At 39.6% G+C, this 9,934-nt stretch carries 9 protein-coding genes and 12 tRNA genes; all 21 read right to left on the reverse strand.

Annotated features, from left to right (window positions below):
• Positions 1–146: 146 nt before the first annotated feature.
• Entirely contained in the window at positions 147–887 is a 741-nt protein-coding gene (locus tag ACVR1G_RS10485; protein ID WP_447453122.1) for a hypothetical protein, read from the reverse strand.
• Positions 888–1,239: 352 nt separating this feature from the next.
• Positions 1,240–1,980 carry a hypothetical protein gene (locus ACVR1G_RS10490; protein WP_447453123.1) on the reverse strand — a complete coding sequence of 247 codons (741 nt, stop codon included), beginning with the start codon at positions 1,978–1,980 and terminating at the stop codon, positions 1,240–1,242.
• A 98-nt stretch (positions 1,981–2,078) separates the two neighbouring features.
• Entirely contained in the window at positions 2,079–3,860 is a 1,782-nt protein-coding gene (locus ACVR1G_RS10495) for an acyltransferase family protein (protein ID WP_447453124.1), read from the reverse strand.
• Positions 3,850–4,245: an MORN repeat-containing protein gene (locus ACVR1G_RS10500; RefSeq protein ID WP_447453125.1), complete on the reverse strand. Its 396-nt coding sequence runs from the start codon at positions 4,243–4,245 to the stop codon at positions 3,850–3,852. Before ACVR1G_RS10500 ends, ACVR1G_RS10495 begins: the two co-directional genes overlap by 11 nt.
• A gap of 13 nt (positions 4,246–4,258) precedes the next feature.
• Positions 4,259–4,687 (reverse strand): low molecular weight protein-tyrosine-phosphatase, encoded by a 429-nt coding sequence (locus ACVR1G_RS10505; protein WP_447453126.1) that lies wholly within the window; start codon positions 4,685–4,687, stop codon positions 4,259–4,261.
• A gap of 44 nt (positions 4,688–4,731) precedes the next feature.
• The gene (gene ruvB, locus ACVR1G_RS10510) at positions 4,732–5,730 is read right to left on the reverse strand and encodes a Holliday junction branch migration DNA helicase RuvB (protein WP_447453127.1); all 999 of its coding nucleotides are present in this window, start codon (positions 5,728–5,730) and stop codon (positions 4,732–4,734) included.
• A 259-nt stretch (positions 5,731–5,989) separates the two neighbouring features.
• Positions 5,990–6,382, reverse strand: a complete 393-nt coding sequence (gene rpsI, locus ACVR1G_RS10515) for a 30S ribosomal protein S9 (protein WP_447453128.1) — start codon at positions 6,380–6,382, stop codon at positions 5,990–5,992.
• Positions 6,383–6,403: 21 nt separating this feature from the next.
• Positions 6,404–6,850 carry a 50S ribosomal protein L13 gene (gene rplM, locus ACVR1G_RS10520; RefSeq protein ID WP_002962718.1) on the reverse strand — a complete coding sequence of 149 codons (447 nt, stop codon included), beginning with the start codon at positions 6,848–6,850 and terminating at the stop codon, positions 6,404–6,406.
• 312 nt (positions 6,851–7,162) lie between these two features.
• The gene (locus tag ACVR1G_RS10525; protein WP_447453129.1) at positions 7,163–7,789 is read right to left on the reverse strand and encodes a sigma-70 RNA polymerase sigma factor region 4 domain-containing protein; all 627 of its coding nucleotides are present in this window, start codon (positions 7,787–7,789) and stop codon (positions 7,163–7,165) included.
• Between the two features lie 1,059 nt (positions 7,790–8,848).
• Positions 8,849–8,932, reverse strand: a tRNA-Leu gene (locus ACVR1G_RS10530).
• 14 nt (positions 8,933–8,946) lie between these two features.
• A tRNA-Gln gene (locus ACVR1G_RS10535) sits at positions 8,947–9,018 on the reverse strand.
• Between the two features lie 5 nt (positions 9,019–9,023).
• A tRNA-His gene (locus ACVR1G_RS10540) sits at positions 9,024–9,096 on the reverse strand.
• A 7-nt stretch (positions 9,097–9,103) separates the two neighbouring features.
• Positions 9,104–9,174, reverse strand: a tRNA-Trp gene (locus tag ACVR1G_RS10545).
• 4 nt (positions 9,175–9,178) lie between these two features.
• A tRNA-Tyr gene (locus ACVR1G_RS10550) sits at positions 9,179–9,259 on the reverse strand.
• A gap of 15 nt (positions 9,260–9,274) precedes the next feature.
• Positions 9,275–9,347: transfer RNA gene (locus ACVR1G_RS10555), tRNA-Phe, on the reverse strand.
• 18 nt (positions 9,348–9,365) lie between these two features.
• Positions 9,366–9,439, reverse strand: a tRNA-Met gene (locus ACVR1G_RS10560).
• 13 nt (positions 9,440–9,452) lie between these two features.
• Positions 9,453–9,542: transfer RNA gene (locus ACVR1G_RS10565), tRNA-Ser, on the reverse strand.
• 5 nt (positions 9,543–9,547) lie between these two features.
• A tRNA-Glu gene (locus tag ACVR1G_RS10570) sits at positions 9,548–9,619 on the reverse strand.
• 5 nt (positions 9,620–9,624) lie between these two features.
• Positions 9,625–9,698 (reverse strand) — tRNA-Ile (locus ACVR1G_RS10575).
• A 36-nt stretch (positions 9,699–9,734) separates the two neighbouring features.
• Positions 9,735–9,805, reverse strand: a tRNA-Gly gene (locus ACVR1G_RS10580).
• Between the two features lie 3 nt (positions 9,806–9,808).
• Positions 9,809–9,881 (reverse strand) — tRNA-Val (locus tag ACVR1G_RS10585).
• Positions 9,882–9,934: the final 53 nt, after the last annotated feature.

The following is a 9,934-nucleotide window of genomic DNA, read 5'->3' on the forward strand; positions in this document are numbered from 1 at the left end:
TAAAATAAGTTTTAAACTTTAAAAAATTCAGAATAATTTAAGTTTATCCTACCACGCTTTTCTTTTCCTGTCAAACCCACCTGCAAAAGACTCTCCTATCGGAGGATATAAAAACTGAAGCCTATCCCAGACCTCAGCCTATTTCTCTAATTATCCTTGTCTAAATCAATGTTATCGTCTTTACCTTCAAGAACGATACCTGACGATGTCTTCTTATAGTGAATATCTTTTCCTTTTTCAAGAGCATTTATAGCATCCAATCCATCATCATCGTCTAGAAAATCTTCACTGCTGTAATAGTCAGTAATGACAATTGACCTTGACCAGCGATTAACATTTCCTTTGAATAAGGTTGCGGAAGCTGTGCCTGTCTTAGAATTATAACTAAACTCGTTTTCTCCGATAGAATCTTGGATATTCGAATCAAATTCATCCAAGAATTCCTCCTTATTTGAAGGAAGTCCAGCCTTTTTTAACTCATCCGCACTAAAGTCATAGCTATCTATACCCTCTTTATAAGTTTTATATAACTTATCCCTATCAAAAGAGACCTTAACTGTCCCCACAGCTTTGTCACCATCAATTTTGACATCAAACTCAGCCTTCACTGCGTCACTGTCAAAGATTGAACTGTCATAATCACTATCAGTTTCTTCTAATTTTTTTGAAAATTCCTTTTCAAGCGATGTTGCACTGTAATCTCCATTAATATTACCCGATATATAATAATAGAGGGTGCCACCACCTCCAATTAGAACGAGAGCAGCAACAACAGATAAGATAATAGTTACAATCAGTTTGGTATTTGGCTGCTTCTGTGGCTGATTAGAAAATTGCTCCGGCATAGGCTGTTGAACAAAGCCTTGATTCATCGTATTTTGTGACACAACATTCTCCCTTTTGTTTTATTTAAGGAAATATTACCACTTATTCAACCAACCGTCAATCTTTTTAACTAATTAAATAAATAGCACGATTGTTCAAGGTGAAAATCCTCTAGTTAATTAATTACCAATGTCCCTTTTCCTAAACCAATACCAACCTACTGTCAAGTTAGACGCTAACAACAAGTTCATCAAGAATATCGAGCGCTAAGTTTTGGGTTTTAAAACTTCAAGAACTTCAAAGCAAAAAGCCTCATCGTTGTGAACATACAAATAGAGAAGACAAAGCCTGTCTTCTCTAAAGGTTAAAACAAATCACTCACTACAGTTGACAAATAGTGATGGAGAGCCAAAATTATTTTTCCTTAATCTTGATATTGGTCGTACGATCTCGCAAAGTAACAGCATCTGATTGTTTAGCATAGGACATAGAATCACCTGTATTAAAATGCTTCAAGCTTTGCAAGCTATTGTCATTACCATCAGTATTATTCTGATAAAGCCCTTTGTTATAGGAAGAAATAACAATTTTTCTCGTCCAGCGGTTAACCTTCCCCTTAAAAATCGTTCCTGAAACCTCACCCGTTTCTTCCTTAAAACTCAATCCACTTGACTTCGCCCCTTGGGCAATCGTACCATTAAAAGTCTTGATAATATCCTCTTTTGAAGGGACCTGCTCCATGACCGCTTGCTTTATCTCGTCAGAAGCCCCCTCAAGTTCTGCGTTGACGGCAGCCATATATATATTATAGGCTTCCTCTCCATTAACCTTATAGCTGATTGTTGCTTTTGCTTGTTCATTATGGATATTAACATCAACATGGACATCAGTAATAATATCACTGTATTTGATGCCTGTATCGCCAACTTCTCCGCTGGCATCTTTTTTTATATTCTCTTCCAATGATGTTGCACGGTAATCGCCATTTATATCCCCCGAAAGGTAGCGATAGAAAGCTCCACCAGCTCCTAGCAACACTAAAATGAAAAACAGAGTGAGAACAACTCTTCCTGCCTTCGATTTTTTTTGAGGACGCCGCCTTCTCCTGCTAAAATTCTCTTCCTGTCGTGTAGTCTGGTAAGTATTTCGTGCCATTCTTTTCTCCTCTTCAATATCATTAAAGGCCAGCTTATCATCTAAGCTGGCTACTGTCAATAAAAATTGATGATGTTTTCTATTTGTAATATTTAAATTTATTGCCCCTTAGCGGGCCTTTTTGCAGCTTCAGTAACTGCACCTTGAATCGTTTGAACATAGAGATCAGCTCCATTGGTAGACTGAGAATAATGAACACCATCTGTACCGTCCCAAATGTCAGGATTATCTTGCGCGGTTTGATACCAATCAGCCACCGTTATATAACCATTATCCTCAGCCAATTGAAGCTCATAATCACGAACGGCCGACATTTTTGAATTCTCCTGAGAATCATAAGGTGTAACCAAAACCAAACGATGGCCATCTGGCAGAGCATCCAAAAATTGCTGAATATCATCTTGATAATTATCTGGTGAATTCACTCCTACAGCCAAGACAACTGTTTCTGGCAATGTATTAGCCTCAATATTCGTTTGGAGAGTCTCAAAGGCTGCATCAAAACTTCGGCTGACCGAAGCATCTAACAGAGCATTAGACATATTATGAGCAAAAGCATCTTGAGAGCGTAAAGCAACAGAATCCCCAATAACTAAGACATTATTTAAAGCATTAGCATCTCCTGCTGTTCTCTGGTTCATCAATGTCATATTCGTATCAGCCTGATTTAGAGAGTCCACTAGAACTCCCGATTCAAATTCACCAAGTCTAGGTGCTAATAAACTGATAGACAAACTAACCACTGCTAAGACACCCGCAAATCCACCAATCCACCTTTTATAGGGAGCAACATCAATGTCCATTCCCAACATTTTTGGCTCCTTGCCAGCAATCATTGGTTCGATAACGTAGAAGGAGAAAGCCGCAAAAATTGTAGATAGAATGAAGGTCAGTAAGCTCGCCAGCCAATTCAGCATTAACTGAGAAAAGATAATGTAAAATGGCCAGTGAAAAAGATAAATCCCATAGCTGATATCAGAAAAGAAAGTGATCACCACAGGCTCCTTAACCTCTGGTATCTTATCATGAAGAGCCCTAGCTGCATAAATCATGAGACAGGCAAAGAGACTAGTTAGAGCAAAACCAAAAAGATAGGTCAAACGGCCCTCATAGGTTAAAACCAGCCCCAACAGGAGCAGAACAGCCCAACTTCCAATAAATTGCAACAAGATTCGCTGCAAAGACCAACGCTCAACATTTTTATCAAATCGCCTAGTCGTATCTGAAACTCCAGACATTGTTGCACAGATAGCACCCAAATAAAATGGAAAACTATGGCTAAAGGTAGAAAAGTAGTTGAAGGACACATTGTCTACTAAAATGCTACCGATAAACATGGTTAAATAACTGACAAAAAACAGACTAATAGAGGCTAAGAAAATCCCCCCACGAAAATTACTTTGAGAAAGCTTACGTTTTGATAACCACCAAACCAAAATCCCCCAGAAAATATAAAAATGAACCTCAACTGCTAAACTCCAAGTATGCAGAAAAAGGTGAGGATTAAATTGATTCTCATAATTACTACCGATAAAGATTTCATACCAGTTGGTCATAAAACCAAAAGCGGCAACAATTTGCTTACCAATACTGGCAATAAAATCATTCCTAACCAGCAGGGTAAAGGGCATAGTAACAAGCACCATAATGATAACCGGAGGTACAATACGATAGAAACGCCGCTTAAAAAAACCTAATAAATCAATTGTCCGCTTACGATGATACTCATCAATTAAAAGAGCTGTAATCAGAAAACCAGAGAAAGCGAAAAAAACATCTACCCCGATAAAACCACCGGGCAGAGCTTTTTTAAAAAAGTGATAAATCAAAACTAACAACAGTCCTGTCACCCTAACAAAAGAAAACCACTTAATCCGCATCTTGATATATTCCTTGTTTAAACCTTCCCGTGTACGTTTGTCCGTCAGCTGTTGTCAAAGTACCCTGACCATTAGCTTGACCTTTAGTAAATTCTCCCTTATAGCGCCAACCGCTCTTAGAAGTAAAAGTACCCTTTCCCTCAAACTGACCATTGACAAAATCACCGCTATATTTATCTCCATTTTTATAGGTTAGCCTTCCTTGTCCATTCATCTTATTATTTTTGACATGACCTGTATACACAATCTTCCCTTTATCAAAGGTCAAAGTCTTCTTTGAACCAAAAGGCATTAGCAAAATAGCCAAAGCGCAAATCAAAATAACAACAACCGCTGCTATTTCTACCTGTTCCCTGCTAATCTTGCTTAAATCAATCTTTTTCATTACATCTACCCTATTATTCACTGTCAATAATACAAAGCCAGTTGCGACATCCAGACTCAACCAAGGCATAAGTCTCCTCAAAATCCCCCGTATACCAAGGATCCGGTACGCCTCCCGCAATAAATAAGTGGATTTTCTTGCTAAAAGCAGGAAAACTATTTCTCAAATCTTCGACGTTTTGCTGATCCATTCCAAGTATATAATCAAATCTCTCCATATCATCTAGAGAAATCTGCTGCGATACCTTAGAAGTATCATAAAAAATGGCATGCTGCTTAAAAACATTTTGCGTCCCACGATGGATTGGGTTACCGTGCTCCCAAGAGGAGGTTGCACGACTTTCAATCAGGACATCTCTTTTACCCACCAATTTTTTCATCACAAATTCAGCCATCGGACTGCGACAAATATTTCCAAGACAAACAAAACATACTTTTTTCATAACAATATTATATCATATAGATTACAAAAATATAACGAAACAGTTTAGTTTAGAGGCTTTTCAATCCCCAGATGCTCGTATGCCTTTGCCGTCGCAACACGCCCTGAGCGCGTCCGCAAAATAAACCCTTTTTGAATCAGATAAGGTTCATACATATCTTCAACAGTTTCACGTTCTTCAGAAATATTGATAGATAAGGTAGCCAAACCAACAGGACCTCCCCCATACATATCAATCATAGTTCGCAAGATTTTCTGATCGATATAATCCAACCCTTCTTGATCTACATCCAACATATTTAAAGCTTTATCCGTAATGGCATCGTCAATAATACCATCACCGATGATTTGGGCGTAATCACGAACTCGTTTTAACAGTCGGTTGGCAATACGGGGTGTTCCTCTACTGCGTTTAGCAAGCTCAATCGCAGCCTCATGGGTAATGTCAGCTTCAAAAATCTCGGCAGTACGTTCAACGATCTCCGTTAAATCAGCAGCTTCATAATACTCCATATGTCCATTGATGCCAAAGCGAGCTCGCAAAGGATTTGAAAGCATCCCAGCACGAGTCGTTGCCCCGATCAAGGTAAAAGGCGGCAAATCTAAGTGTACACTACGGCTAGCTTCTCCTGCTCCAATCATAATATCAATGTAAAAGTCCTCCATGGCGCTGTACAACACTTCTTCAACAGCCATTGGCATACGGTGGATTTCATCAATAAACAGTACATCCCCCGGTTCAAGATCATTGAGAATAGCTACCAAATCACCGGCTTTCTCAATTGCAGGACCTGCCGTTTGTTTTAAATTAACACCTAATTCATTGGCAATCACGAAAGCCATTGTAGTCTTTCCAAGGCCTGGAGGGCCAAATAACAATACATGATCTAGAGCTTCATCACGTCCTTTAGCAGCTTCAATGAAAATAGCTAACTGATCCTTAACCTTATCTTGTCCAATATACTCTTTAAATGTTTGGGGGCGAAGGGTACGTTCAACCTCCCCTTCGTTTTCTAACATTTCATCATCCAAAATTCTAGTCATGCTATCATTATAACACAAATGCTTCTCACCAAAATCACCTAACAGTAAAGATTTTTACATTTCAATGTTAAAAAACATCTAGTAGATAAACACCCACAATCTAGGTAATATATTATCCATTGTTACTGACATAAACACAAAGATGATTCAACTGATACTCTCATCCAAGCAAGATCCTTTCTGATATATACCCACAAATGAAAAAAGCACCTTGCAAGAGACTTGCAAAATGCTCGTAAGTATTGATATAAAGCTGTTCTTAACGTTTTGAGAACTGACTAGCTTTACGCGCTTTCTTAAGACCTGGTTTCTTACGTTCAACCATGCGGGCATCACGTGTAAGAAGACCTGCGCGCTTCAAAGAATCGCGGAAATCTGGATCTACTTGCAGCAATGCACGTGCAATACCGTGACGGATTGCACCTGACTGGCCTGCATAGCCACCGCCATCAACATTAACAAAAACATCATATGAACCAACAGTTGACGTAACTGCAAAAGGTTGGTTAATAACAAGACGTAGGTCTGCATGCGGAATATACTCTTCTACATCTTTTTTGTTTACTGTAATCTGACCAGTACCTGGGACCAAACGTACACGTGCCACGGCATTTTTACGACGTCCAGTACCTGTATATTGTGCTTGTACCATTTAAAATATGCTCCTTTCCTCTTAGATAAGACCTGAAATATCAAGAACTTCTGGCTGCTGTGCAGCATGAGTGTGCTCGCTACCAACAAAAACTTTCAACTTCATACCTTGCGCACGCCCAAGAGTATTATGCGGAAGCATACCTTTAACTGATTTTTCAATTAAACGAACAGCATTCTTAGAACGCAACTCACCAGCAGAGATTTGTTTCAAACCACCTGGATACATCGAGTGAGTGTAATAAATTTTATCAGTTGCTTTTTTACCAGTCAATTTAACTTTTTCAGCATTGATAACGATAACAAAATCGCCAGTATCAGTGTGAGGGGTAAAAGTTGGTTTATTTTTCCCACGAAGCACGCTAGCCACTACCGCTGACAAACGGCCTAGCGGTACATCAGTAGCGTCCACGACATACCATTTACGTTCAACTTCGCCTGGCTTAGCCATGTATGTTGTTTTATTCATGATTTCTCCTATACCATCATTTTTGTTTACAGTGCGGATGTTCCAAGTCCACAAATATTTCTAAAGCTTTCCGGGGCTTCTGAAATGGGGTAAACAATACCGCCTATTATCATACCAAATTTAAACCGGCAAAGTCAAGTGCTTTTCCTTTACTTTTTATCCCTAAAGTTTCACTGTATTGATAGCCTGCTCAAGGAAGGCAAAATACGATAGAGACACATTTCTAACCACATCACCTGAACAAAAAAAGCAAGAATCCCTTGCCTTTTCCAAATTAACGAACGGTTAACAAATATCTCCAATCAAAACTACCTAATTTTGATCATCATCAAAATCATCAAATTCAATTTTGATATCTTTAATAAAGGCACTGCGTCCTTTAAAGGCACCGCCTCGCATCAAAAGCAAGAGTTTCCTATAATCCTCTGTACTTAGCTTTGTTTTCAACTCCTTAAGCTTATCCTTCAAAGCAATATAATCAACTGTATCCATTTTATGATCAGGAATACGATGTCCGAGCTCAGAAATCTCTTCATAGATCATCTTATCAAATGCACGCTTTTGACTCTCTTGTTTTCTAATATTATCAAGAACGTAACTCCTAAATTTTGTTTTAAAATAGGAGCGTAATTTTTCTTCATCGTGCATCAACTCAGGAAAACGTTCCAACAATTGATACAAAATGATCTGCGCCTCCTGCTTCCAATCATCATGTGCCCACAATTTAATATAATACTCACGTGCTAATTTTTGAACGATTTTCTTAACCGAATCAAAGGCTCCCACAAATGCATCATCATCCATACTTAGTACCTCTTTCAATAGAAACAATAAACCTGCTGTAATAACTTCGCGCTCCTCAACTACATCTTCTACATCATCCTCAGGAGGAAGCGCTGAACTCCGATTAAAAATCTCACGCAATTTTTTCTTATCCATAAACATAACTCCTTTTAAAATATTTTGACAATAAAGATTATAATAGAAGATTCAGAAAATTTATAGTGACATCGATGTCACCTATTCCACTATAAAATCCTTTGTCATAAAATAAAGTAAATAAGACATGCAAATTTATCTGCACATCTATCTATTCGTATTCAATTTAGAAAATTATAAAAATAGCTATTAAAATTTGAATTTTTTCCGATTAGTATCAGACTCACACATGCTATATCTCAAATTAATCATTGGGGAATTTCCCTGAGAAATTAACTAGATTACAGCTTGTACTTAACCCCAATCCCCCTTAAAAAGTTTATCACAAGCTTACATAATCTAAGCTGGTTTGAAGATATTGTTCACACTAATGATTGACCCCACAAGGTAACCCTAAAACATCTTTCTTAAATTGGAAACTCTCTAACACTACTGACTGAAAAACACCATGAGAAACCTGGCAGTGCTGTTACCAAGCAAAAAATTAGTCACGGATAGAACAAAAGCTGACAAACAGCATCCGCCTATGTACATATATTTCTGACAGACAAGTGGATAACTCCCTAATAAATTGCTGACACTAGCCGAGTAAAGCCCCCCTCTTCAGTTACAAAAGTTTTTCAATCATTTAAAAAATGAGATACTATGAAGCTGGAAATTCACGTATCAGAGAGCATACCATCAAATATGAAAATTCTTATACCAGAAAGATCTCATTAAGAACACCTATACCATCCCAACCGTCTGCCAAGCCAAGTCTTGCCAGAATGCTGACGTCTGCTAAAAGACAAATACAAGTAATTTCTATAAAACCGCATACGAGTCCCTCATCACATCAGAACCGCACATTATAAAATTATTAAACAAAGTGTTACTCTCTCGCTCTTTCTGTGAATCCCTACAAAAATAAGGAAATAGCAGTGATGAATTACTGATCAAAAAATATTCTTTCCCAAATCCCTAAATTCATAAATTTGACAAATCGAAAATACCAGAGAAGAATCAGGAAAACTAAAAAATCCCCCTGAAATAACAAACAAGGAGACTAAAACACAAGTATACCGGCGGCCGGGGTCGAACCGGCACGTCCTTGCGGACACTGGATTTTGAGTCCAGCGCGTCTGCCAATTCCGCCACGCCGGCTAGTATAGCATCAACTGGGGTAGCTGGATTCGAACCAACGCATGAGGGAGTCAAAGTCCCTTGCCTTACCGCTTGGCTATACCCCAAGATAGGCGAATGATGGGGATCGAACCCACGCATGCCAGAGCCACAATCTGGTGTGTTAACCACTTCACCACATTCGCCATATAACACGGGCAGTAGGAATTGAACCCACACTGAAGGTTTTGGAGACCTTAGTTCTACCTTTAAACTATGCCCGTAAAATGGAAGGGGAGGGATTCGAACCCCCGAACCCGAAGGAGCGGATTTACAGTCCGCCGCGTTTAGCCTCTTCGCTACCCTTCCATCATATATACAAAATGGCGCGAGACGGAATCGAACCGCCGACACATGGAGCTTCAATCCATTGCTCTACCAACTGAGCTACCGAGCCTTCCTACCTCTATAGGTATTGCGGGAGCAGGATTTGAACCTACGACCTTCGGGTTATGAGCCCGACGAGCTACCTAACTGCTCCATCCCGCGATATTATTAGTAAAGGAGGATGTGGGATTCGAACCCACGCACGCTGTTACACGCCTGACGGTTTTCAAGACCGTTCCCTTCAGCCAGACTTGGGTAATCCTCCAACAATAGTCCGTACGGGATTCGAACCCGTGTTACCGCCGTGAAAAGGCGGTGTCTTAACCCCTTGACCAACGGACCCTTCATGGGCACAAGTGGACTCGAACCACCGACCTCACGCTTATCAGGCGTGCGCTCTAACCAGCTGAGCTATGCGCCCAAACTAACTGTTTGGCACTTATAATTTTCATTATAAAGCGGGTGACGAGAATCGAACTCGCGACAACAGCTTGGAAGGCTGTAGTTTTACCACTAAACTACACCCGCTAATGGGAGTTAACGGGATCGAACCGCTGACCCTCTGCTTGTAAGGCAGATGCTCTCCCAGCTGAGCTAAACTCCCTTGGAACAGAAGTTTAACTCTAGCTGGGAAACAGTCGAAAGCTTCGCTTTCCC

It is taken from the genome of Streptococcus dentasini (assembly GCF_053206945.1).

What these genes read in the sequence shown, in the direction of transcription:
- ACVR1G_RS10500 (WP_447453125.1), bottom strand. Translation starts at nt 4,245, where the DNA reads ATGAAAAAGATTGATTTAAGCAAGATTAGCAGGGAACAGGTAGAAATA.
- ACVR1G_RS10495 (WP_447453124.1), bottom strand. Translation starts at nt 3,860, where the DNA reads ATGCGGATTAAGTGGTTTTCTTTTGTTAGGGTGACAGGACTGTTGTTA.
- rplM (WP_002962718.1), bottom strand. Translation starts at nt 6,850, where the DNA reads ATGAATAAAACAACATACATGGCTAAGCCAGGCGAAGTTGAACGTAAA.
- ACVR1G_RS10505 (WP_447453126.1), bottom strand. Translation starts at nt 4,687, where the DNA reads ATGAAAAAAGTATGTTTTGTTTGTCTTGGAAATATTTGTCGCAGTCCG.
- ruvB (WP_447453127.1), bottom strand. Translation starts at nt 5,730, where the DNA reads ATGACTAGAATTTTGGATGATGAAATGTTAGAAAACGAAGGGGAGGTT.
- ACVR1G_RS10490 (WP_447453123.1), bottom strand. Translation starts at nt 1,980, where the DNA reads ATGGCACGAAATACTTACCAGACTACACGACAGGAAGAGAATTTTAGC.
- rpsI (WP_447453128.1), bottom strand. Translation starts at nt 6,382, where the DNA reads ATGGTACAAGCACAATATACAGGTACTGGACGTCGTAAAAATGCCGTG.
- ACVR1G_RS10525 (WP_447453129.1), bottom strand. Translation starts at nt 7,789, where the DNA reads ATGGATAAGAAAAAATTGCGTGAGATTTTTAATCGGAGTTCAGCGCTT.